This is a genomic window from Aliiglaciecola lipolytica E3, from assembly GCF_000314975.1.
Lineage (GTDB): Bacteria > Pseudomonadota > Gammaproteobacteria > Enterobacterales > Alteromonadaceae > Aliiglaciecola > Aliiglaciecola lipolytica.
Window position 1 is genome coordinate 1 of record NZ_BAEN01000006.1, and the last position, 24,896, is coordinate 24,896.

General features: G+C 41.8%; 19 protein-coding genes. 8 read left to right on the top strand and 11 right to left on the bottom strand.

The genetic code is table 11. The features are described from left to right. A partial coding sequence (locus GLIP_RS00810; protein WP_040521562.1) for a VIT domain-containing protein occupies positions 1 to 628 on the bottom strand: 628 nt, incomplete at its 3' end. Position 629: 1 nt separating this feature from the next. Beyond that, the gene (locus GLIP_RS00815; protein ID WP_008842634.1) at positions 630 to 1,025 is read right to left on the bottom strand and encodes a helix-turn-helix domain-containing protein; all 396 of its coding nucleotides are present in this window, start codon (positions 1,023 to 1,025) and stop codon (positions 630 to 632) included. Positions 1,026 to 1,337: 312 nt separating this feature from the next. Between GLIP_RS00815 and GLIP_RS00820 the strand changes: the two genes are divergently transcribed. Next, positions 1,338 to 2,405, top strand: a complete 1,068-nt coding sequence (locus GLIP_RS00820; protein ID WP_008842635.1) for a class I SAM-dependent methyltransferase — start codon at positions 1,338 to 1,340, stop codon at positions 2,403 to 2,405. 121 nt (positions 2,406 to 2,526) lie between these two features. On the opposite strand, the gene galK is transcribed toward GLIP_RS00820, so the two are convergent. From galK to galE, 3 genes are all read right to left on the bottom strand, one after another. After that, positions 2,527 to 3,675, bottom strand: a complete 1,149-nt coding sequence (gene galK / locus GLIP_RS00825) for a galactokinase (RefSeq protein ID WP_008842636.1) — start codon at positions 3,673 to 3,675, stop codon at positions 2,527 to 2,529. Then, positions 3,662 to 4,720 (bottom strand): UDP-glucose--hexose-1-phosphate uridylyltransferase, encoded by a 1,059-nt coding sequence (locus GLIP_RS00830; RefSeq protein ID WP_008842637.1) that lies wholly within the window; start codon positions 4,718 to 4,720, stop codon positions 3,662 to 3,664. The genes galK and GLIP_RS00830 overlap by 14 nt, the downstream gene beginning before the upstream one ends. Before the next feature lie 301 nt (positions 4,721 to 5,021). After that, the gene (galE, locus tag GLIP_RS00835) at positions 5,022 to 6,032 is read right to left on the bottom strand and encodes a UDP-glucose 4-epimerase GalE (RefSeq protein WP_008842638.1); all 1,011 of its coding nucleotides are present in this window, start codon (positions 6,030 to 6,032) and stop codon (positions 5,022 to 5,024) included. 192 nt (positions 6,033 to 6,224) lie between these two features. On the opposite strand from galE, the gene GLIP_RS00840 reads away from it, so the two are divergent. Together GLIP_RS00840 and GLIP_RS00845 are read left to right on the top strand one after the other, a co-directional pair. Beyond that, positions 6,225 to 7,232, top strand: coding sequence for a substrate-binding domain-containing protein (locus GLIP_RS00840; RefSeq protein WP_008842639.1), 1,008 nt, complete (start codon positions 6,225 to 6,227; stop codon positions 7,230 to 7,232). A 246-nt stretch (positions 7,233 to 7,478) separates the two neighbouring features. Beyond that, positions 7,479 to 8,771, top strand: coding sequence for a hypothetical protein (locus tag GLIP_RS00845; RefSeq protein WP_008842640.1), 1,293 nt, complete (start codon positions 7,479 to 7,481; stop codon positions 8,769 to 8,771). A gap of 74 nt (positions 8,772 to 8,845) precedes the next feature. On the opposite strand, the gene GLIP_RS00850 is transcribed toward GLIP_RS00845, so the two are convergent. The 3 genes from GLIP_RS00850 to GLIP_RS00860 are packed head-to-tail and all read right to left on the bottom strand — an operon-like array spanning position 8,846 to position 14,639. Then, positions 8,846 to 11,935, bottom strand: a complete 3,090-nt coding sequence (locus GLIP_RS00850; RefSeq protein WP_008842641.1) for an efflux RND transporter permease subunit — start codon at positions 11,933 to 11,935, stop codon at positions 8,846 to 8,848. Beyond that, positions 11,936 to 13,231, bottom strand: coding sequence for an efflux RND transporter periplasmic adaptor subunit (locus GLIP_RS00855; protein WP_083880041.1), 1,296 nt, complete (start codon positions 13,229 to 13,231; stop codon positions 11,936 to 11,938). Between the two features lie 4 nt (positions 13,232 to 13,235). Continuing rightward, positions 13,236 to 14,639, bottom strand: a complete 1,404-nt coding sequence (locus GLIP_RS00860; RefSeq protein WP_008842643.1) for an efflux transporter outer membrane subunit — start codon at positions 14,637 to 14,639, stop codon at positions 13,236 to 13,238. 192 nt (positions 14,640 to 14,831) lie between these two features. Between GLIP_RS00860 and GLIP_RS21845 the strand changes: the two genes are divergently transcribed. Together GLIP_RS21845 and GLIP_RS00865 are read left to right on the top strand one after the other, a co-directional pair. After that, positions 14,832 to 15,002, top strand: coding sequence for an MFS transporter (locus GLIP_RS21845; RefSeq protein WP_226992158.1), 171 nt, complete (start codon positions 14,832 to 14,834; stop codon positions 15,000 to 15,002). Between the two features lie 195 nt (positions 15,003 to 15,197). Beyond that, positions 15,198 to 15,980 (top strand): substrate-binding periplasmic protein, encoded by a 783-nt coding sequence (locus GLIP_RS00865; RefSeq protein WP_008842645.1) that lies wholly within the window; start codon positions 15,198 to 15,200, stop codon positions 15,978 to 15,980. 53 nt (positions 15,981 to 16,033) lie between these two features. On the opposite strand, the gene GLIP_RS00870 is transcribed toward GLIP_RS00865, so the two are convergent. After that, the gene (locus GLIP_RS00870; RefSeq protein WP_040521563.1) at positions 16,034 to 17,635 is read right to left on the bottom strand and encodes an ABC-F family ATPase; all 1,602 of its coding nucleotides are present in this window, start codon (positions 17,633 to 17,635) and stop codon (positions 16,034 to 16,036) included. Between the two features lie 405 nt (positions 17,636 to 18,040). Here GLIP_RS00870 and GLIP_RS00875 point away from each other — a divergent pair, with 405 nt between their 5' ends. Continuing rightward, a complete protein-coding gene (locus GLIP_RS00875) occupies positions 18,041 to 18,556 on the top strand; it encodes a CBS domain-containing protein (protein WP_008842648.1) in 516 nt (171 codons plus the stop codon). 65 nt (positions 18,557 to 18,621) lie between these two features. Here the strand turns inward: GLIP_RS00875 and GLIP_RS00880 are convergent, their stop codons facing one another. Beyond that, complete coding sequence (locus GLIP_RS00880; protein WP_008842649.1) at positions 18,622 to 21,660, bottom strand: efflux RND transporter permease subunit; 3,039 nt, start codon at positions 21,658 to 21,660, stop codon at positions 18,622 to 18,624. 1 nt (position 21,661) lies between these two features. Continuing rightward, positions 21,662 to 22,738 (bottom strand): efflux RND transporter periplasmic adaptor subunit, encoded by a 1,077-nt coding sequence (locus GLIP_RS00885; protein ID WP_008842650.1) that lies wholly within the window; start codon positions 22,736 to 22,738, stop codon positions 21,662 to 21,664. Positions 22,739 to 22,946: 208 nt separating this feature from the next. On the opposite strand from GLIP_RS00885, the gene GLIP_RS00890 reads away from it, so the two are divergent. Both GLIP_RS00890 and GLIP_RS00895 read left to right on the top strand, forming a co-directional pair. Beyond that, positions 22,947 to 23,573 carry a TetR/AcrR family transcriptional regulator gene (locus tag GLIP_RS00890; protein ID WP_008842651.1) on the top strand — a complete coding sequence of 209 codons (627 nt, stop codon included), beginning with the start codon at positions 22,947 to 22,949 and terminating at the stop codon, positions 23,571 to 23,573. A gap of 79 nt (positions 23,574 to 23,652) precedes the next feature. Continuing rightward, a complete protein-coding gene (locus GLIP_RS00895) occupies positions 23,653 to 24,612 on the top strand; it encodes an MBL fold metallo-hydrolase (RefSeq protein WP_008842652.1) in 960 nt (319 codons plus the stop codon). Positions 24,613 to 24,896: the final 284 nt, after the last annotated feature.

Here is a 24,896-nt window from a genome sequence, read left to right on the forward strand (position 1 = left end):
TATGCTGCGAAGCTACAGTTAAAACAATATCTTGATCTAACTCCCCCTCTAATTGGTACCCTTCATCCTGTTGCTTTAAGTTATGGCTGACGCAATAAATGCCAGCATCAGCATTAACTTTCAATGACGCTGAAAAAGGATAACTAGCCAATAAAGACTGTTGATGCGCCACATCACGCAAGTCCCCAGCATGACCATACTTAGGGGCAATCACGGTAGGTAAAAAATAACGATAGCCGCCGGGCTGTGCTTGCATCAGCTGGGCGATTTGAATGTGAATAACAATACAATCTTCTGGTGCTAGGTTACCTGCTCGCAACTCATGTTGACCATCACCTATGTCGCGGATTAAAACCGAGCGTTTACCCTCTTCAATCCCTGTTTCATATTGCTCCTCGGCTTCAGTCACCGGCTTTATTTGCCCCTTAAAGACCTCATTATTGACGCTAACCTTCACCTGCATGATCACTGCCTGTCTTGGCACAGGAAAGTTATAAACCGCTTCAATAATATCCTCAGTTTGATTTACGAAGGTTTGAGATAGCAGAGTATTGGCAACGGGGGCATCAATCTCAATATCGATCTTAGCCTGTTGTAAAATTGAAGTAATAGAAGAGGTAGGCTGCATGTTAACTTTCCTTATTAAAACGGCTGATAGTGGCGATAATTTGTTGGCTTAATTCACGTAGTTGCTGAGTACTTAAGTTGCACTGCATGGGATCGATACTCAACTCTACTCCTGGGCTAATATGTACCTGACTCACAGCTCTAATCTGTCCGGGCTGCAAATCAGACGGAGGAACGTGCGCCACCTGGCTACCATTCATCACTTTAGCAATTGCCGCTAAAGACAACCCTGCATCACTAAGACGTTTCACTGTCATCAACTGCTCAAGATGCTGCTGTCCATAGGTCGCGGTTTTACGTGCCCCCTCTGGTTTATCAACCAAATTTTTCTGGATGTAATAACGGATAGTGCGTACTGGCAAACCCGTAATTGTGTTGATGTCCTGCAAACTGTACATTTTTATTTAACACCATTATTAGACAGTAATAGTGTTATATAAGTAAAAAAGGAAAAGATCAAGATCAAGATCAATTTCATTATCATGTATACCTCTTAATCGCCCCGTGAAACGGCGATACCTTTAATGTAGGTAAACGAATACTGGAGGCAGAGATCAGAGGTTCGCATCGTCTCGGGTGCGCCATATAGTTTGCCTTTGTACGTTGTTGCCCGTGACTTCGCCGTGTTAAAAGTTAAAATCCGCAACTAGCGCCTAGTCAAAAACTAAGGTAATTTGGGTATATCTCGTGCAAGGAAGTTAGGATGCGATTTGAGCGCCAGTAATATTACCTATTATTCGAAGCGGGCCGAAAGTTTAAGCGCCCAATATGACGAAGTTAGTTTTACCGATGTACATAGCGATTGGTTGACGCATATACCTGAGAAAGGCTGGGCGCTTGATGTGGGTTCAGGCTCAGGTCGTGATGCGGCTTTTTTGGCAAATAAAGGGTTAAGCGTGGTAGCGGTTGAACCCGCTGAAGGCATGCGTACGCTTGCTCGTAATAATTATCCCCAGCCTAATATCCATTGGCTTGACGATACCCTACCAGAGTTACAGAAAGTGTTTGCGCTGCAAATTAAATTTGATTTGATTTTGCTCAGTGCCGTGTGGATGCATATTGCGCCAACTAATCGTGAACGCGCCTTTAGAAAGCTTAGTTCGTTGTTAAAGCCCAATGGTAAATTGGTGATTTCGTTGCGCCATGGTGTGTGTCATGACGAACGGGTGATGTGCGAAGTGTCGGCTTCTGAGCAGGCGCAATTAGCCAATAAGTTTGGTTTGTCGTATCAGTTAGCTACCTCTGAAAAAGTAACAGACAAACTCGGTCGAGATGAGGTTAGTTGGCAAACCGTAGTGCTGACCTTGCCTGATGATGGCACTGGAGCATTTCCTCTCATTCGCAACATAGTGGTGAATGACAACAAATCTTCTACTTATAAATTGGCCTTGTTGCGTTCAATTTTACGTATAGCAGAAGGGCATCCTGGGGCAGTCATTAGCCAAACCGATGATCATGTGGAATTGCCTTTAGGCTTAGTCTCACTTTATTGGTTAAAACTGTATAAACCTTTAGTTGATACCTTTGGCATGCAACAAAACAGCAATGCAAAAACGGGCTTGGGGTTTATCAAGAAGAATGGGGGGCAGCCGCTATCAAGTATCAGTAATAGTGACTTTTATTTAGGTGCTAGTTATTCGAGTCGTGTGGGGGAAGTTGGCAAATATTTACATCAAGCTTTAAAAGATATCAGTTCAACTATTAAGGAGATGCCTGCAAAGTACATTACGTTACCAGTTAATAGGCTAGAGAAGCCGGTCATAAAAACCTATTTATGACCGTGACTGAGCACGCTACAGTGAATAAAACTCCGCCTTGTTGCTCGCGAATAAAACTGAAAGATCTAACATTAGGCTTATTACAACGATTGTTGATAAGCCTAATGTTTAATTTGCCCCTTTATTCTTGATAAAACGCGCCTTGTTCAGCAGTACACACATAAACGCTTTCTTTTAATCCAGTATGGTCTTGGTAGTTGGCGTCAATAACTTCAACGATTTCGTCTAGCTTATTATTCGGCACAATTGCTATTACACAGCCGCCAAAGCCGCCGCCAGTCATTCTTACGCCGCCCAATTCACCTAGATGTTGATCTACCAAGGACACAAGATAGTCTATTTCGCCGGTGGTGATTTCAAAATCATCACGCATAGAGATGTGGCTGTCTCGCATTAACGTATTAATTGTCTTGTAGTCATTTTGTTGAAGAGCTGCAAACATATCTAGTGTGCGTTGGTTGTCCGTAATAATATGCTTAGCGCGTCTGTAATTCACATCGCCTAAGTCAACTTTGCTCGCTTCTAGCATCGCCAAAGTTGCTTCTCGCAATGAACTCACGCCCATGATCTGCGCCGCTGCTTCGCATTGCTCTCGACGCAAATTATATTCGCTATCAACCAGCCCACGTTTCACGTTGGAATTAATGATTAAAAGTTTATAGTCATCTGAAACATGGGTGTGACGAAAAGTGAGTGACTGACAATCAAGTAACATTGCCTGTCCTTTAGCCCCCATTGCTGAGATAAGCTGATCCATGATGCCGCAGGCACAACCCACAAACTCATTCTCTGCTTTTTGGCCGATAAGCGCGGCGTTAACCCCATCAATATTTAAGTTATATAAATCATTAAATATTTTTACCACAGCCACTTCAAACGAAGCAGACGAACTCAATCCCGCCCCTTGCGGCACGTTGCCTTTTACCAGCAAGTTAGCACCTTTAATTTGCGGATACTTAGCTTTTAGAATAGTCACCACACCGCGAACATAGTTGCTCCAAGTGGCCGTTTCAACGTGCTGAATATCATCTAGGGCAAACTGTGACTTTTCTGAATCGTAATCAAGAGCAACCACTTCGACAATATTGTCATCACGTTTAGCACCTTGAATCTGTGTACCAAAATTTATCGCAACAGGGAAAACAAACCCTTGATTGTAATCGGTATGTTCACCAATTAGATTCACCCGTCCTGGAGCAACGATATCGGCTTCTAAAGGTCCATCAAAATGAGTGGAAAATAGATTTTCTGGGATATTATTTATTGGCATGTTGGGACTCCTTATAATGTACAGCACTGACATCGCGCAATCGCTGGGCGGCTTGTTCAGGAGTAAGGTCCCGTTGTGACTCAGCCATCATTTCATATCCCACCATGAATTTTTTCACTGTAGCAGAACGCAGTAACGGCGGGAAAAAGTGCGCATGTAACGTCCACTCAGAGTGCGCTTTTTGATCAAACGGCGCACCATGCCAGCCCATGGAATAAGGGAATGAGGTATTAAACAAGTTATCGTAACGAATAGTAATTTGACGAATAATGTCAGCCATTGTTTTGCGATTTGCTTCATTCAATTCGGTTAAACTTGAAATTGAGAACTTTGGCAGCAGTAATGTTTCAAAAGGCCATGCAGCCCAATAAGGAACAACGACCAACCAATCATCATTTTCACAAACAATTCGTTCTTTAAGGTTCAACTCTTTTTGCACGTAATCACTTAACAGTGAGTTACCATACTTTTCAAAATAAGCTGCAAAGTTTTCGCGTTTACGCATTGCTAACGTCGGTAGATGAGCTTGCGCCCAAACCTGACCGTGGGGATGAGGATTAGAACATCCCATTATTGCCCCTTTGTTTTCAAATACTTGAACCCACTGATACTCTTGTCCTAGCTCAAGGGTTTGTTGTTGCCAAGTGTTCACTACCGCTTCAAGTTCGCTTAATGAAAGCTCAGGTAAGGTCTTACTGTGATCTTCAGAAAAACAGATAACCCGACTACGTCCTTTTTCAACTTGCATAGTAAACAGCGGATCATCAGTGCCGAAAGTAGGCACATCTTCTTTTAATGCAGCAAAATCATTCTCGAACACAAAGGTATTTTTATAATCAGGATTAACTTCACCATTAATTCGTGTGTTGGTAGCACACAAATAACACTCAGCGTCGTAACTTGCGTTTTGTTTGTTATCAACAGCTTCAGATTGGCCTTGCCATGGACGCTTCGCCCTGTGCGGTGACACCAGCACCCAATCTCCCGTCATCGGATTTAAACGGCGATGAGGATGCTCTGTAGGATCAAAATTGGTATCCGTCATATTTTTCTTACCTTGATTGCGTTGAAATTATTATCAAATTGAAAGGAGGGTAAACGATTACCCTACAGAATACAACATCATTTTAACAACTATTATTTCGTTAGATATTAAATCCCACAAAACTGCAGAGACTAAGAAACATTAAACAAATAGACTAACCAATTGTTTTTTATATTTATTTTAGATTTTACAAAAATCAATTACCGATTAACTCGTTTTAATTTACCCATGTTACTTTTTGTGGGTTAGTAAAAGAGCAATAACGTGAACAGGGAAAAATATGACTATTTTTCCCTAGAGGCTATTCATATCCATCTGGATTACCCGATTGCCAGCGCCAGACGTCTTCCATCATAGTGTCGATATCTCGTGTAGCTTGCCAATCAAGCTCTTGTTTAGCTTTTGAAGCCAGCGCAAAACACTGGGCAATATCACCTGCCCGTCGCTCGCATATTTTGTAGTTAATCACTTGACCACTGGCTTTCTCGAAGGCACTGACGACTTGTAATACACTACTCCCGTTTCCGGTCCCTAGGTTATAGATATGCACGCCCGCTTGAGTGTGCTTTTTTTCCAGCGCACTAACATGACCTTGGGCCAGATCCAGCACATGGATATAGTCACGCACTCCAGTACCATCAACGGTTTGATAGTCGTCGCCGAAAATTGCCAGAGATTCGCGTTTACCTACTGCGACTTGCGCGATAAAGGGCACTAAGTTATTTGGAATACCATTGGGATCTTCACCAATCAAGCCGCTTTCATGGGCACCGACTGGGTTGAAATATCTTAAAATAATGACATTTAGTTTATCGTTGGCTATGGCTGCATCTTTCAGCATTTCTTCCACAAATAACTTAGTTCGACCATACGGATTAGTCGCCTTAAGGGGAAAACTTTCGTCTATCGGTACTTGATGGGGATCGCCATACACTGTGGCTGAAGAGCTAAACACGATACTATTAACAGCATGTTTTTGCATCACATCTAATATCACTCTGGTGCCGTTAACATTGACATCATAATACGCCAATGGCTTTTGCACTGACTCTCCTACCGCTTTTAAACCAGCAAAATGAATGACTGCATCAATTTGATGTTGGGCAAATACTTCGTCTAAGCCACTCTTATCTCTAATATCCACGTTATAAAATGGAATTTTTGTTTGTGTGATTTGTTCAACACGTTTTAATGCAGCAGCTTTACTGTTAATCAGATTGTCCACTACGACTACAGCATGGCCGCATTCTATAAGCGTAATTAAAGTATGCGTACCTATGTATCCAGCGCCACCAGTAACCAAAATATTCATATTATGACTCCATTAATTGAGGCAAAAAGGTTATACGTTTTCCCTATTGAAATAAAGAGGCTTAGAGTAAAAAATATTAAAAAGGTAAAAATTGGTAAACAAATCACTATGATGACACATAAAGTTAGTTTACTATCGACCACTTAATTACACTTTTCGGTTCAAGATTATTTAATAAGGTACGTCCAATTTATGGCAACGATTAAAGATATCGCACAAGAAGCTGGTGTTTCTTTGGCCACAGTTTCACGCGTCATCAATAATGGTCCTAAAGTTGGGGATGCAACCCGTAAACGAGTAAAACAAATTATGCTCGAAATGGGTTACCGACCTAATGCGAATGCACGCGCATTGGTAACCCAACGAAGCGCATCTTTTGGAATTGTCTTACCGGAATTATCTGATCCGTTTTTTGCAACTATGGCGCACGGTATTGAATCGGTTACGCGTAAGATAGACGTACAAATTTTGATGAGCACAGGTTCAATTGAAAAAGCCACCGAACTTAAAGCGATTGAAACCTTATTAGAGCACCGATGTAATGCCATGGTAGTGCATAGCAAAGCATTAGATGATGCTACCTTAATCAACTTTGCCAAAACCATCCCTGGATTCGTTTTAATCAACCGCTATATCGAAGAAATTGGAAATCGCTGCGTGTGGCTAGATAATATAGCAGGCGGCCAGACCATGGCGCGTCATATGCTAAATCAAGGCCATACAAAATTTGTCATTGTGAGTAGCAAATATCAAATAGATGATCCTGTCGATCGCATTGCCGGCATAAAACAAGAGTTAGCCGAAAATGGCATTACCTTGTCGCCCGACATGATTGAATACAGTACGCCAGATCAGGAAGGTGGCGAAATTGCGATGCAAAATTTTCTGGCCAAAGGGACTGAATTTACCGCAGTGCTTGCGTACAACGATGCAATGGCATCTGGCGCGATGACCATGCTACAAGATCACAATATTGATGTACCAAATGAAGTGTCAGTTATTGGTTATGACGATGTATTACTCGCTAAATATTGCCGACCTAAATTAACTACGTTGCGTTATCCAATAGAAATGATGGCAGTTAAAGCGACTGAACTTGCGTTGCAATACGCTGCCGGCACGGTTCCCGAAGCCGATTGCACCTTTAAATACGCCCCGACAATTGTGAAAAGAGAGTCGGTGGGCAAAGCAATAAGTTAATTTAACGCTTTTCAAGTTTTTATTCTGAAACACTGTAAACCGTAATCTTTATGCTTCTACTTTATAAATAAACGCTTCGACAATCCATTTGTCTCGTAAAAATTTCTTTTAAATTCATGGAGTTAATCATTCCCTTGTAATAACTGTTGAAAAAACCAACTGGTGGCAGTTATCATGACACTTGTCATATATAATGACATTGAGGCAAATATTATGACACCAGATGATTAATAAGGAATAAAAATCATGAATACAGTGAAACATCAGCAAATAAAGCAGAAATGGTTAAATTTTTGCGGGCGTGGCTTTAGCTGCCTATTGGCGTTGAGCATGTCAGTGCCGGCTTTTTCTGGTCCAATAACCACAACAGAACACACCTCGCTAGTGACGGTGATTTTAGAAAATCTTGACAAAGACATTGATGATTTACATCTAAAAATTGGTGACGTATCAAATACTGGAGCAGTGCTTGGCTATAGCACTAATTCACTAAATGCTCGCCAGTTCGTGAACGACCCTTATATCCGTTATGAAGATAATTTTGGCTCTAATATAGGTTCATATTCTGCAACAATAACGCAAAGTGGTAATAGCGACGGATTCAGTTACGCTTCACATATCGCTTCTGTTAATGCTGGCGGAAACCGCAGTCCAATGGTCGCACTAGATGCTTCTGTTGATACCGCGTTTCGAGTAACCGAAGCGACAAAGGCCCGAGTTAATGTTGCTCTTTCGGGCAATACCAATGCTGGACGCAACTTCGTAGGGTTTCAAATTGATGGATTTGGCGATAATGGTGAATTTGAACGTTTATATTTCACCCCTTCTCGATTTGGATTAGGCGAAGTGTCGGGGACTGATAGTTTAGAGATTAATTTGAAACAAGGCTTTACTTATCAACTCTCAGGGGAATCTAACGGTAACACCCTTTATAGTGCACCTCATGATGGCCCAGCACCGCCTTCCAGCTTAGCGTACAGCTTGCTAACCACACAATCATTACTAGGAAACTCGGCCGAAAATAGCCTCAAACCCGGTGCGAGTAATTACACAGGGGCATTTGGCAGTGACTTTGCACACCAATTTTTGTTGGACAGTGACGAGGTGTTGGGCTTAGGTAAGTCAACGGTTTGGATTGATCCGGAGGTCGCTGTAGGCTACGACTACACGATTGATGGTGCTGGACTTCTCGGAATTGACCTACCGGATTTTAGCTTATTTGCTAATGCGACCTATCAGTTATTCGATTTATCCGGTAATTTACTTGCTGATCTGTTCTCGGGTGAATCGTTTGACTTTGCCAGTGCGGTCAATGGCTTTAGTTTACGTGGTATCGATCCTGATTTGGCCCTCGATCCTTTTGCCCCCGGTTTTACTATCGGACTGAGATTCGATACGCCCGACATGAGCACCATTTTAATCTCTCAACACCCAGTCACTGAGAACGCTGATGTGAATGCCATACCCGCGCCTAGCGTACTTTGGTTGTTATTTTCAGGCGTTGTAGTGCTAATCATGAGACGCAAAACTACTTGGTAAACAGCTGAAAAGCAGCCGTAAAAATCAAACGGAAATATGGCAACTTTTGTTCATTCGTTTTGAAAAAGTTGCCATTATATTTTGCTTGGCTGCTTGATTAGTCCTTCTAATAAAAGATAGTTAATTGGCACCAAAATCAAAGTAATAAAAGTGGCGAACAATATTCCAAAGCCTAATGATACGGCCATAGGAATTAGGAACTGAGCTTGAGTCGACTTTTCAAACAACAACGGCATCAACCCAATAAAGGTAGTTAAACTGGTTAGCATGACCGGTCTAAACCGCTTTGACCCGGCAGTTAAAATAGCCTTTAACAATGCCATTCCCTGTTCACGCTTTTTATTTATGTAATCAACCAGTACCAACGAATCATTGACCACAATCCCCACCAATGCCAACAGCCCCAATAAACTGAAAATTGTCAGGTCCATTCCCATGATCCAATGCCCTGCTATTGCACCTATAGCTCCAAATGGGATCACACTCATAACAACAATGGGCTGTGTATATGACTTAAATGGAATTGCCAGCAAAGCATAAATAACAAACAGTACTATGACCAATCCGATTCCCAGTGAACCAAAGGAGTCTCGCTGCTCTTCTGCTTCACCTTCTAGTTCGTAGGTAACGCCCGGGTATTGAACCAATAAATCAGCAATGTATTGATTCAAATCTTCCTGTAGCACAGTCATGTTCGTATTATTTTTATCCACATCGGCAGTAACACTAATTGTTCTTAACCTATCGATGCGTCGAATACTGGATGGACTTTGACTCGGCTTAAGCGTTGCTATACTCGACAAAGGTACGCTTTCACCGCCACCAACATCAATTAACATATTGGTTAAACTCGACAGCGATTGACGCTCATTTAACGGCAATCGCAGCATCACTTTAACGTCATCTCGTCCTCGCTGAATACGCTGTACCTGAGAACCGAAAAATGCATTGCGTATTTGTCCTGACACATTTGCTCGAGTTAAGCCTAATGACTCGCCTTGTTTAGTTAACTCAATTTGTAACTCTTGTTTTCCATCCGAAAGGCTATCGGCAATGTCGTACACCGTAGGATAAGTATTTAAGCGTTCGATGACTTTATTGGCGACTTGTTCAAGGGTAGCAACATTATTTGAACTTAACCGCACATCAATAGGATCGGAAGAACGGCCAAGTTCAGCGCGATAACTAATCGATTCAGCGCCAGGTATATCACCAATCAACTTACGCCATTCATTCAATAGTTGGCCGGAAGTAATACTCAAATTACGGGATTCTGGAGGCGTAATTTCAAACCTCACACTTCCCACATTTGTAGAGCCGCCTCGGCCGCCAGTAGTAGCAAGAATATTCAATACAATACTTTCACCGGTATCGGATTCTGTGTATTTTTCTTGTAATTCACGGGCATGATCAGCCATTTTCACTATATATTTATTGGTAATTTCGAACGCAGTTCCAGTAGGCATCGATAGTGACACTTGGATTGTTTCACTGGGGATCCGTGGGAAAAAGACAAAGCGCGTCCAGCCACTTATGATTAGCACCAGAATAATTACAAAAACCCCACTAAATGCAGATAATGTGGTCCATTTATAGCGCATAGCCCGGACAAGAGCGGGGCGATAATAACGCAGGATGGCACGCTCAAATCCATCGGCAAATTTTTGCTGGTAATAGTCTAACTTGCTTTGTTTGGTTTTCTCGGTTCTGAGTTTTAAATGCTTTAAATGTGACGGCAATATAAACTTAGACTCAATCAAAGAAAGCAGTAAAACTGGAATAACGACATAAGGAATTTGCGCAAAAATATCGCCTCTTCGACCTTCAATAAACGCCAATGGTAGGAAGGCGGCGACGGTAGTCAGTATGCCAAATGTTACTGGTTTAGCAACTTCCAACGTCCCTTGAATTGCCGCTTGTTCACCCGACTGCGCAGTACCTAGATGAGTATATATATTTTCACCGGTAACAATGGCATCGTCCACCACTATTCCAAGTACCAGTATAAAACCAAACACACTCATAATGTTGATGGTCACTCCAAAAAATGGCATCAAAATAAAAGCACCCATAAAGGAAACCGGTATTCCGATAAAAACCCAAAACGCGATAGATGGCCGTAAAAAAAGCGTCAGCAAAATAAGAACTAAAATCCCACCTTGGATGGCATTTGAGGTCAATGTAGATAGACGGTTTTTAACAATTAGTGAATCGTCATCCCAATAGCTTAAGGTAAATCCCTTAGGTAAAGTGGCCTGCTGTTCGTTGATATAGGCTTTGACTTTATCGGCAACTTCGATGGCACTTTGTTGGCCAATTCGGTACACCTCAATAAATGCGCCTTGTTGACCATTAAAGCGTGTGCGCACTGGCGTTTCTTCAAAACCGTCTTGTATATTTGCGATGTCAGAAAGGCGAATGATTGAACCATCCGCATTGGTTTTTATCGGGATATTGGCGAATTCATCTTTACGATAGGCCTGTCCTTTGGAGCGGATCAGAATATCGCCACTTTCAGATTTTAGATTACCCGATGAAACATCCACACTATTGCTGTCGATGATATCTGAAACCTGACTAATGCTTAAATCCAGTTCGCGCATTTTATCTAAGCTCAGTTCAATGGCAATTTCGTAATTGCGAATACCATCAAGCTCGACTTGCGTCACACCATCAAGCGCGAGCAAATCATCTCGGACTTTTTCAGCATACTCACGCACTTCTTTTTCACCATAAGGCGCGGTAACAGCCACGGTTATTACATCTCGAATCCGATCCGCTAGGGCAACAACAGGGTTCTCTGCTTCTGCAGGAAACGTGTTGATAGCATCCACACGACTTTTAATATCGGCAAGTAAATCGCGTCTATCGTAGTCACTATCAAGCTCAAACGAAACGCTGCCCCCGCCTTCTGAAGACTGACTGATGATTTTTTCAATGCCTTCAAGATCTTGCACCGCTTCTTCAATGCGAATGGTAATGCCTTGCTCAATATCTTCGGGAGTCGCACCGTCAAGCGTCACGCTCACACTCACTACATCCACTTCAAAGGAAGGAAATACCTCCAATGGAATACGGTTAGACAAACTTAATAATCCCGCACCAATAATGGTGATCATTAATAAGTTAGCGGCAACTGAATTTCTAGCAAACCAGGCAATCATTTAACTTTCCTTGTTCGCAAGTTGCTTGTGTTCAGGACGTTGTTTGCGATCAGCATTTTGGGGATTTCGCTTGGGTCTTTCTGGACGATCAGCGCCACTGAATTCGCGCCGTTTTTGGGTCTCAACATCTCTGTCACTTAAATTCGAAACCATCACGGCGGTACCCGAACTTACCTGTCCAAGAGGCGTGGTGACTAGCGCCTGATTAGCTTGCAAACCAGACTTAACCAGTGCTTGTTTATCGTTTTGCCACGCCACTTGTATATCTTTTCTTAGTAAGACCCCATCCTCTTCGATATAAACGTAGGTACCTTGGTAAATAGCGGTCACCGGAATAACCAACGCATCCTCAACCTTCTTACCTTCTATTTCAGCCGTTAAGTACTCGCCAATTTTAATGGCAACCCCACGATGTACGGCCTGATTAAAGGGATCGTCAATTTGTGCTACCACATACAATTGTCGGGAAACAGAATCGATAGAACTTTCGGTGCGCACAATCTTCCCACTCCAACTTTGTTTACCAATTAAGTCGGAGGTAAAGGTTACGTTTACTGGGTGTGTCGATAACGAATTGTCTGTATTTGATTCAGGTAAATTGACGAAACCTAGGTCATTGTTATTGATTGCCAATCGCACTTCTAAATAATCAGTGGCGTAAATGCTTGCCAATACAGTATTGCTGGAAACCACTGAGCCAAAGTCGACATTTTGGCTAACGATTCTGCCACTATACGGCGCGGTAATTTTGGTCCGTTTAAGTGACAACTCCGCTTTATCCAATTGCGCCTTGGCTGAAGCTAAATTCGCTTTAGCACTTTCCTGTTGGGGTATTCGCAACACCAAATCACTGGGCTTTTGCTGGTCGCCTAAGCGCTGCCAGTCAATTCGCGCTTGCTCTGCGCGTGCCATTTCCTCTGCAAGGCTTTGCTGAGCAGATACTAAATTCGCTTTAGCAATATTCACTTCTGCAAGATAGTCACTGTCATCAATTCCTACCAGCAAATCACCTTTTTCGAAAAAGCCACCGTTTCGAAACGCATCGTCTACGTACACTATTTGTCCGGATATTTGCGACATCAATGAGCTTTGAGTTCGCGGAGTCACAACCCCATAACTATCTAAAGTAATCTGAAAAGTCTGGCGTTCAAGCACCTGAGTTTCAACGCTTAAAACTGCAGCTCTGCTTGGTCTTTGTCGATCAGCTGAAGGCGGATTTTGATAAATTAAGACGACTGCTACAACGGTGATGAGTATAACAACGACGGGCAATACGATTTTTTTAGAGATTCCCATGTATTTAAAGCTCTTGATTGGTGGCGTAAAGGTTAATATCTCCGCCGAGTGCAACATGTAATTGAACTCGATTGGCAATAAGGTCGGTTTGGATATCGATTAAATTATTTTGTGCTGTGATAAGCCTAGCTTGTGCTTCTAGTACAGTTGTGTAGGTTACTAAACCTGCCTGATACTGCTCAAACGATAGTTGATTTGCTATTCGAGCGTTTTCCGCCGCCGTCTGCGTGGCCCGGTAACTTTCAGATAAGTTAGCCTCTTGAGACAGGGCATTTTCCACTGCTAGCAGGGCGTTGAGTACTGCATCTAAATAACTTTCTTCCAAGCTTTTTAAAGTTAACAATTCAATTTCTTGATTGGCACGTAGCCTACCTGCATTAAAAATAGGAGAGGTAATATTGCCAATTAGTGACCAACTAGCACTAGTTGAGAGTAAGTCTGACAGTGAATCACTGCTGGGCCCATAGTTTGCGGCTAAATTTAACGACGGGAATCGCGCTTTATGGGCGATTGCCAACGTCGCATCTTGCGCCATAAGTGCTAACCAGTTAGCTTGCAAAGCCGGTTTACGCGTTACCAATTCAGAAGGTAGTCCAACTGCTACGTCAACATCGGGCAAAGACAATGTTTGACTCACATCTAATTGAGCATTGGGATATCGCCCAAGTAATCGCTCCAGATCACGTACACTTTCAAGTAATGTTTGTCGATAATCAGCCAGTGTCGATTTATCACTATTTAATTCGTTACGAGCCAAGTAAACATCTAGCGACTCATTCAATCCTGCTCGGTAACCGCGCTCTATAATATCTAAGCTATCTGTAGAGTTTTGTACTTGCTGGCTGGCTAGTTCTACTCGTTGATAGGCACGAGATGCGTTGGCATAAGCAATAATCACGTTACCACTAAGCTGTAGCTTAGCCTCTTGTAAATCAGCCTGCGCACTTAAATAATTTAGCTTAGCTGCCCGTTCGGCATCTGATAACGCCCCCCAAATATCAATTTCGTAAGAAAGTTGAGCTTCCAAGCTAAAACTATTGCCATTCGCTTGCGTGCGAGCGGCACCGAATGCGCCATCTAATGAGGGCCAGAAATTACTCTTTGCAACAGCTAATCTTTGCTCAGCAATGTCAGCGGTAAATGCTTGGGAACGAATATTTTGATTAGCACGTATCGCTTCATCAATCATCGCAACGAGGTGCGCATTGTCTGATTCAGCCGTGAAATTTGTTAACCAGTCTTGATCTATTTCAGCTGCATTATGTTGATATTGCCATTTATCAGGTAATGATGGTGTTTCTTTATTTTGGTCGAGAGATGCCGAGGTACAGCCCTGCAAACAAGCCAAAACCAAAAGTACGGCAATAATTTTTACGTTTTCGACACTATATGAAAGTTTTGCGAGCATAAGATCAAATCGGTTTCGGGATAAATAATAAGCTAAGCGTTAAGTTTACAAGCAAAGTGGTAAATGAAAATCCAATTTACGCAAACTTTACGAAAGTAAGTTAAAGCCTTTTACTTATTTTTAGCGCGAACGCGCTCAACCTTATTTTTTTGCAACTCAAATCGGCCAACAACATACACAGATACACATTGGGTGTTAGCAGCAATTATTACCTTGGTTATGCCCTATTGTTTAAGTGTTTATCAACCAAACCAGATCTTCATGTTCTTTACGTTCATGATGTTACTTCAACTACTCTTTGTTGCTCGTTTAATGCCTGAGACAAAAGGTAAAACCCTTGAAGAGATGCAATCGCGTATTTGACCTACTTTTTGTTGTTTAGTTTGAAAAAGCATTACGAAATCACACCTGTTCCAAGAAAAGGTTTACACCATTTAATTGGGGCAGGTCTGATTGTTAAAAACTGCACAGGGCACATAGATAGAAACTTGAATTTATTCGAATTCTTTTTGTTTACTTGATTGAATAGATATTCACACTCAGACCTGAGTAGACTTGATGATCACTATCGATGCATTGCCATTGTTAATATTTTTTCGTAAAAGGTTAAGCCGCATCTTAATCTCTATCTGCTTGTGTTTTTCAACAATTTCGGGCGCATTGGCAGAAGATAAAGATGAGTTAGTTTTACGTTACAACCTTATTGGCTCAGAGTCTTGGACGTCTTATGGCTATCTAGGAGATGATACCCGCCCTGGTGCTTTTGCTGAGATAATGGAACTTATCCTTAAGCGCTCAGAAATATCATACAAATTTTTTTACTATCCCCCCAAACGAGCCAGTAAAGAATTTGAACAGGGCGAGCTTGATATAGATTTTATGAGTCCTAGTTGGTTTAAAGATAAAAATATGGGTGAAGAATTTGTGCACTCAGATAAAATATTTGAATTAACTGAATACGTGGTGACGTTACAAAAAAATGCCAAAAAATATCAAGACCCAAAACAGATTTATGGTAAACGAATTGGAACTGTTGCCGGCTACAGTTATCACGATGATGACAAGTTTACCCGGGTTGACTTCAGCTCTGAAAGTGCACTTGTTAAAGGCTTAAAGAAAGGTCGTTTTGAAGCGGTCATTTTAGAAGAATTAACGGCAAAGCATTGGGCAAAAGAGCATAAGGCCAATATCGCTTTGGCCAGTGTTCATACCCATGGAGACATAGTTTTACGCCTTCGAGCCCAACTCAAGCACCTTCTCCCTACATTAAATGCAGCAATTGCGGCATTAGAAAGTGAAGGGGAAATTGATAAAATACTTAAAGACTACAATATTAGATAAGTGGTAAAGAGACGCTAAAAAGTGCACAAATGCGCACTCTTTAGATTTTAGTTTTACGCAACCGCTTGTTGCAATCCTTGATGAGACAGATATTCGTCATATGTCCCCTGAAAATCAATCACTTCTTGATCTTTAATTTCAATAATTCGAGTCGCAAGCGAAGATACAAATTCACGGTCATGACTTACGAAAATAAGCGTACCGTCAAAGTCTTTCAAAGCATTGTTTAATGCTTCAATTGCTTCCATATCCATGTGGTTAGTGGGCTCATCCATAATCAGCACATTCAAGTCAGCCATCATCAACTTGCCAAATAACAGTCGATTTTTTTCTCCACCCGAACATACTTTAGCTTTCTTGTTAAAATCGTCTGCGCTGAACAACAAGCTACCCAGCAAACCTCTAACCATTAAGTCATTATGTTTCGGCGTGCGCCACTGAGACATCCAGTCAAACAAGGTTAAGTCACAATCAAAATCTACTGAGCTATCTTGCGGACAATAGCCGAGAGTGGCATTTTCAGACCACTTCACTACGCCTTCCGGCTTCAATTCATTCATCAGACAACGTAAAAAACTGGTTTTACCGACGCCATTTTCACCAATAATTGCTAGCTTAGCACCGGCTTCAAGTAATATGTTGGCGCCACTAAACAACGGCTCTTGCTCAAAACCAAAACTCATATCTTCTAATATCAACGCTTGTCGGTGTAACTTCTGATGCTGTTTTAAAACAATACGTGGTGTGCGGCGACTCGAGCTTTTCACTTCATCCAATTGGATTTTATCCATACGTTTAGCGCGTGAAGTAGCTAACTTAGCTTTAGAAGCATTTGCTGAAAAGCGCGCCACAAAGGCTTGAAGCTCTTCAATTTCTTCACTTTTCTTGGCATTCTCGCGCAATAACTGCTCTTGAATTAACGATGCGGCTTCCTGATATTTTTCGTAATTACCCGGATAAATGCGTAATTCACCATAATCGATATCTGCCATGTGAGTACACACAGAGTTTAAAAAATGTCTGTCGTGCGAAATGATAATCATGGTGGATTTACGCTGATTCAATACTTCAGCCAACCAATTGATAGTGTAAATATCTAAGTTGTTGGTTGGTTCGTCGAGCAGCAAGATATCAGGATTCGCAAACAAAGCTTGAGCAAGCAAAACGCGTACTTTCCATCCGGGAGATACTTGAGACATCAAACCATAATGGTAGTGCTCTTCAATTCCTGCTTCTAAAAGAATTTCACCCGCGCGCGCTTCGGCTGTATAACCGTCCATTTCAGCATAAAGCGTTTCTAGCTCAGCTACATGCATGCCATCAGCTTCACTCATTTCTGGTTTAGCGTAGATTTCATCGCGCTCTTGTTTGACTTTCCATAACTCCATATCACCCATAATAACGGTATCGACAACCGAATACTTTTCAAAGGCGAACTGATCCTGACTTAGCTTTCCAAGTTTCTGACCGGGAGTAATAGATACATTGCCAGAGGTTGGTGTTAGATCTCCACTCAGAATTTTCATCAAAGTAGACTTCCCACAACCGTTAGCGCCAATTAAGCCATAACGATTGCCATTACCGAATTTAGCCGAAATATTTTCGAACAGTGGCTCAGCGCCAAACTGCATAGTGATGTTTGCGGTAGATATCAAAACGAAATTCCAAATAGTAAAAAAGCAACAAAAACAAACCAAGGTTCACAATAAAAGCCCAATGTCGCTGCGCAATACTACTTAGTTCAAAACGGCGCGCACTATATATAAATACGCATAAAAAGTCGAGCATAATTGGCTATAAATCGTACTAAAAAATAAGCCTTGTTGGATTCAACAATACTTCACATCTCAATAACTGCTTTTGCATGGGACAAACACAAGAATGTCAGTTTGGTGTTTGTTTGCACAGCACAGATCTGTAGGCTACTTTTAAAGAAATAAGAATCACCTGTAAGCCTTAATATTGTAAAAATCCAACCTACTTGTTTAAGGGGAAAATAGAGTGATTAGCGAAGATATCGCTGTGGTGATTAGCATTGAGTAGCTCGATAGGAAAATAATATGAATGAATTAACTTGTACGATTAGTGACTCTTTACGAGAAATAAAAGTAGGCGCATTAAAACAACAAAATGTCCTGACGGTTTATGAAGGTTGGTCAATAAAAAAGCTATCGGAATTCTTCATTAAGCACAATATTTCTGGGGCCCCCGTGATCGCTGCAGATGATGAGTTAATTGGCGTGGTTACACAATCGGATGTGGTGCAGTTTGAAATCAAAAAGCCCGACGAAAAAGAAATCGCGAAAATTATAGAAAGCTACATTGGGCCCTTTGGGCAGTTACAGCAAACGGATATTGAGCGCATTAAAACCCGCGCAATTGAATACTGTACAGTTAATTCAATTATGACGCCGAGTGTACATTCAATGGATGAGTCAGCTTCGCTATATGACGCGTATAAGCTGATTAAAAAGCATGATATTCATCGGCTTTTCATCACCCGCAACTCTCTACTTGTCGGAGTGATTACAGCGATGGACATATTAAACTATATCGTCGATAGCGAATTAAGTTAGCTTAATAGGTAAAGTACCAGCCAGTTACGCTGACTGGTACTGCAAGAACTCAAAAAATTGTCTGCTTATTTACGGTAACTCACTTTAAAAAACACGCTGTATAAAACAGGTACTGCGATTAGGGTTAACACTGTCGCAAATGCTAAGCCGCCCATGATAGTCACCGCCATATCCGCAAAGAACGCATCAAATAATAACGGTGCCATGCCTAAAATGGTGGTGATTGCAGCCAAAGATACGGGTCGCAGACGACTTAAGCTGGCATTGGTAATCGCCAACTTCGGTACCTGACCTTCTTCAATCAGCAAGTCAATTTCCTCAATCAGTACGATAGCGTTTTTAATTAGCATACCAAACAGGCTTAAAAATCCAAGCAACGACATAAAACCAAACGGCATATCTGTGACTAATAACCCTGCCACTACGCCAACCACGGCCATAGGCACTACCATCCAAATAATTAACGGTTGTCGTACGCGCCCAAATAACAACACTGAAATCAAAAACATGACCAAGAACCCCATCGGCAGCCCTTTACCTAAAGCTGCTTGGGCATCATTAGCGTTTTCGTATTCTCCACCCCATTCAAGATGATATCCATCGGGTAGCTCAATCGCCTCCATTTGCGGACGAATACGAGTAAAAGCTTTGCCTGCCGTTTCGTTTGCAACTGGCTCGGCCTTTACAGTAATGGTGCGAATACGATCGCGTCGCTGAATTAGCACCTCTTCGTTGACCAACTCCAGTTCTTTTGAGACTTGTTGAAAAGGCACATACACGCGCTGTTGAGAATTCCAAACGCGATTATTTTGTATTGCTTCAATAGGGGTTTGACCCGCAATCGCCATTTTTGCTTTGATGGCGTAAGAATAGTCGCCATCGCGGATAGTCCCTAGAGTCAATCCATCACTTGCATAGCGAATCGCATCACTAAAATCTGCTCTGGAAATTCCCGACATGCCCGCATTAAACTCATCATAATGGGCATTAATGGCTAAACCTTTTTCACGCCAATCATGGCGGACGTCCCGCACCTTGTTATCTGCGTTATATATCTGTTTTGCTTGCTCTGCTAAATCTCTAAGCACCAGAGGATCAGGTCCAGAGAATCGCACTTGCAGTTTTGCCCCTCCGCCAGGACCAAATTGCATCCGTTCCATGTAGAATTGAGCATCAAGATCAACCGTTTTGAGCTTTTCTAAAATAGCTGGGCCTAGCGTATCGATTTGATCTCTGTCTTGAGCGCGGATAAACATCATGCCGTAACTTTCGTTATTAGCTTCTGGAGCATAAGTTAAGGTAAACCTGTCGGCACCTCGACCTACGAAACTAGTAACCGAATCCACCTCATCGAATTGCAAGATTCGTTGTTCGGCTTGCTCAATTTTCTGTTCGGTATAGCGTATATCTTGGTCTTGCGGTCCCCAATAGTGAATGAAAAATATTGGTGCATTGGAAGACGGGAAAAAGCCTTGCTTCACTTGGCCGAATCCGACAAATGCAATTATCGTTACCACTAATAAAGCGGTTAAGGTAACCCATCGGAAACGCAAAGCCTTATGCAATATATGTAAAAACGTTTTTTGTGTTGTACTGATCTTTTCACCGGCGCTGTCTTTTTTCTCTGACGGATAAATATAGCCACCAATTACCGGCACAACCGTCACCGCCAGTACCCAACTCAAAATAAGTGATACCAATACCACCACAAACAACGAATACAAAAATTCACCGGTTGCATCATCGGATAAACCGATACCCGAAAACGCTGCGATGCCAATAATAGTCGCACCTAAGAGTGGCCACTGAGTGCGCTTAACGACAAAACTAGCTGCATCAACAGGCTTAGTACCTTGTCTTATTTTTAGCATCATACCTTCAGCGACAACAATGGCGTTATCCACTAACATCCCCATTGCTATTACCATGGCGCCCAATGAAATTCGCTGAAGCTGCACGCCCATCAACCACATGATCATTACCGTACCCAATACTGTCACCACCAGCACCGAGCCAACAATTGTGGCGGAACGCCAGCCCATGAATAGCCAAAGGGTTAAAGAAACAACCACAACAGACATAATTAGGTTTAAGATAAAACCACCGACAGAATCGTCAACAATTTTAGCTTGGTCGTAGATAGGGGTAAGGGTCATCCCCAGCGGTAAATGCTCCAGCAATTCATCAACGGTTGCGCGTACATGTTTTCCTACCTCAACGATATTTACGCCGTCAATTGCCGACACGGCTAACGTAATCGCTTCACTTCCTTGATATCGTATCAATGAAGGTTGTATTTCAGCAGGTTCAATTTCCAATCGTGCAATGTCTTTGATCCGCACTGAACGGTTAGTTCCGGGGATCACAATGGATAAATTACTTATTTCTTCTAAACGGTTAGTTGAATTTTCTACCAACAACCGAATCTTTTTGCCATCAACTTGAATTCTACCTCCATTGGATGGACTTAAATTGTCTTCGAATAAACTGACAATGTCCGGAAAGCTCATGCCCAAACCAGCAATTTGATAAGGATCGATATAAGCAACAACTTGTTCTTGTAAAACACCACTGACTTCTACTTTTGCCACGCCTTCTGTGGTTAAAAGTTGACGGCGAATGATGCGGGCAAACTCTCGCATTTCATAAGGCGAAAAGTCTGGTGCGACCAATGCGAAATACAATCCATAAACATCACCAAAATCGTCATATACCTGTGGAGCTTGAGTTCCTGTCGGTAGTGAGCTTGTTGCATCTCGAAGCCGCTTTCTAAGTTCATCCCATATCTGTGGCAACTTGTCGCTGTCGTAATGAGACTCTACCTCAACGGTGATTTCAGACTGTCCCGGTGAAGAAATCGAGGTTAGTCGGTAAAGCTGAGACATCTGTTGAATCGTGATCTCAAGAGGTTCAGTGACTTCTTCTTCCACTCTTTTAGCGCTGGCTCCGGGAAACGCGGTGATGACTTTAACTTGTTTAATGGTAAATGCTGGGTTCTCGAGGCGACCGATCTCGGTTAATGCAATCAAACCACCTATCACGAAAACTAATATTAGCAGCCAAATATTGACCGGCGTTCGCATAGCATAGCGAGCAATATCCATACTATTTTTCTCCGTGATAAGGTTCAACTTTCATGCCGGCATGCACCTGTGCAGCGCCAGCTGAAATCACGTAATCTTGCTCACTAAGGTCTCCAGATACCATTGCAAAAGCACCTTCAATGTTAAGCACTGATACCTGAACTTTTTCTACAGATTGGCTTTGTTCCACATATCGCCACACATGAAAACCTTCACTATCGTTCCCCACCAAAGCTCTGAAAGGAATCAGCAATTGTCCACTGTTATTTGGATTTTCCAAGCTCACATTAACCACTGCACGAGCCCCAGGTGTCACTTGAACTTGATTTTTACTATCCATTGCAAACACGGCTTGATAAGTTTGGGTAATTGCATCAGGCTGGGTTGAATGTTCAACGTAAACTAAGTCATACCACTTATCAGGGCTACCTAATATAGACGCTTGGGCCTTAATGATTTTACGCCCTTCATTGGCCGACAATAAGCGTTCAGGCACGTTAATATTGAAATAAATTCGCGACACATCCTGTAATTGCGCCAATGGTTCACCAGCTGTCACAAAACTATTGTTTTCAACTAATCTATTGGCCACCAGCGCATCAAACGGCGCTCGTAATTGCGTGTACTCTAAATCTTGCTGCGCATTCGACAAATCAATTTCAGCTAGTTCATATTCCGTTTTCGCGTCATCTAAATTGCTTTGTGAAACCAACTTTTTGCTAAACATCGACTCAATACGACTCAACTCTCGACTTGCTTGTTGCAGGCGAGTTTGCTGCTCCTTTACCCGGCGTTCGAATGGCTTTGGATCTAAACTCGCTAATAAATGTCCCTTGGCAACGTGTGCACCAGTAACAATATCGGTGTGAATCAATCGCCCAGTGACTTCAAAGCTCAAATCAATGGTTTTAACCGGAGAAACAACGGCGGGAAAAGTCGACTGATTTTGTGACGAAGCCGAAGTCACCTGACTAAGTTTCACCACTCTTACAGCTTCTGTTTGCACTTGTTGTTGCTTGTTATCGCCGCAACCACTTATGAAAAAAATAGAAAATGTCAGTGCTAAACTGACAGGCAAAATACGCAATAGTAAAGTCATAGGATGAACGTCTCTTGGTTTAATTTGGTTGTCTAAACGTTTAAACAACCGCAGACAATTGAACAATTAACAGAATAAAGTAAACTAACCAGTGTAGTTTACATTAAGCGATAGTTAGTTGTAAACTGCATCTGTATAATTCAATCAGTCGGGTCGGTTAACCTAACGGCCATGTAATTACAATTATAGTTAAAGAAACTAACGGTTTATGACAGAAACGAAAAAAAGTCGCAGCGAGATTAAGCGGGAATCTATAGTAGAGGCAGCTAAAAGTGCTTTTCAAGAATTTGGCGTTCAGTCTACCAGCATGGATAGACTCGCTGAAATCGCCGGCGTTTCAAAACGTACTGTTTATAATCACTTTGCCACCAAAAGCGAATTAGTGATTTATCTTTTATCTGATTTGTGGGAATCCTCGCTTTTAGATAGTTCAGTGGTATATCAAACCAATCAATCCATAAGTGATCAGTTAAATAATTTGATTGCATACCAAATCGAATTTATGAGTGGTGAGCAACACATAGAATTGGCACGCGTTGCCATTGGCAGCTTTTTCTATGAACCAGAAACGTTAAAAAAAGAAATAGATCGGCTTGTCAGCCAAGAAACCATGGTTCATCGCTTTATTAAAGCTGCGGTAAAAGATAACAAGTTGCTTATTGATGACGTTAATTACGCTGTGGAACAATTAAACGATCTAATCAAAGGTCGTTGCTTTTGGCCGTTAGTATTTAAAATACAACCACCGTTAAGTGAAACAGAGAAACAATTCGTACAACAAGAAACAGCTGATATATTTTTGAAACGTTATCGCGCTGCCCCAATCGCCAAGTAGAAGTCTTATGAAAATCCGAAATTATCAGTCCATCCAGCGATTTATTTATATCACCATTTTATTCATCTCATGCTCTGCCATGCAAACACTGCAAGCCAAAAATCTGGTACAAAATCCAGTTTTCGAAGTTATTGTATTGGGCGATAGTGGTGGCATTGAAGATGGTAATTTGAGTGCTTTTTTATTGCGCTCGTTAAATAGTGTGAATTATGTTGCTTTAGATGCTGGCACATTGGTTAATGGCATAAATCAAAGTATTAAACGCCAAGCGTTTGCAAATTTGCCTATACATGAAAATCAAAAGTGGGGTTTAGCTGGGACCATATTGCGTGACCATGTTAAAGGTTATCTGATAAGTCACGCCCACTTAGATCACGTGAACGGCATGCTTGTCGCCTCACCAGAAGATAGTAACAAAAACGTGTATGCATTGGCTTCAGTGAACAACATGATGAGTGAAACCTATTTTAATGGTAAAGCTTGGGCTAATTTTAGTGACCGTGGTATTCCCCCTCGACTAAACAAATATCATATTGTTGATCTGGTTCAAGGCGAAACAGTTTCAATTGCTGAAACGGGCCTGAAAGTAACCGCTTTTAGTCTAAGTCATCCGATAGAATCTACCGCGTTCGTGATCGAAAATGATAAAGACCTCTTCGTATATTTTGGTGATACAGGACCCGATAGTGTCGAAAAACAGGGCAAACTCGATGTAATCTGGACGTATCTTGCGGATCAAAGCAAACACAAAAAGTTGCGCGGACTAATAATAGAAGTCTCGTTTGAAAATGAACGTCCCCATAACCTGTTATTCGGTCATCTAACTCCTAACCTCTTGATGGAAGAGTTACACAACTTTGCGTCTAAATTAGACGATAAAGCTGCAATAAACCAGTTAAAAGTCGTGATAAGCCACATAAAATACACGCTGGAAAGTGGTACTAATCCCAGACACAAGATTAAACAACAGTTGACCGAAGCAAATGATTTAAATCTGAATATAATCATCCCCGAACAAGGCCAAAAATTATTGTTTTAATAGCCTTTAAAATCAATTTTTTTGACAGGTATCCGATCACATTTAGTGCGCTGTACTAAAGTACTAAGGCGAAAGTTTGAGCTAACCTCTAAGCTACGTTTACATTTTTTTAACAAAAAAGGTAAGCGCATGTTACTTAGAAAAATACATATCCTGAATGGGTTATTCTGGCTTTCAATATTTGCAAGCTTTGCAGTAAATGCTGGAAGTTGGCAAAATAATCAGTCTGTTGGTGGTTTTAATAAAGTCCATATTTATACACCAGACAGCGTATCATCTGTTGG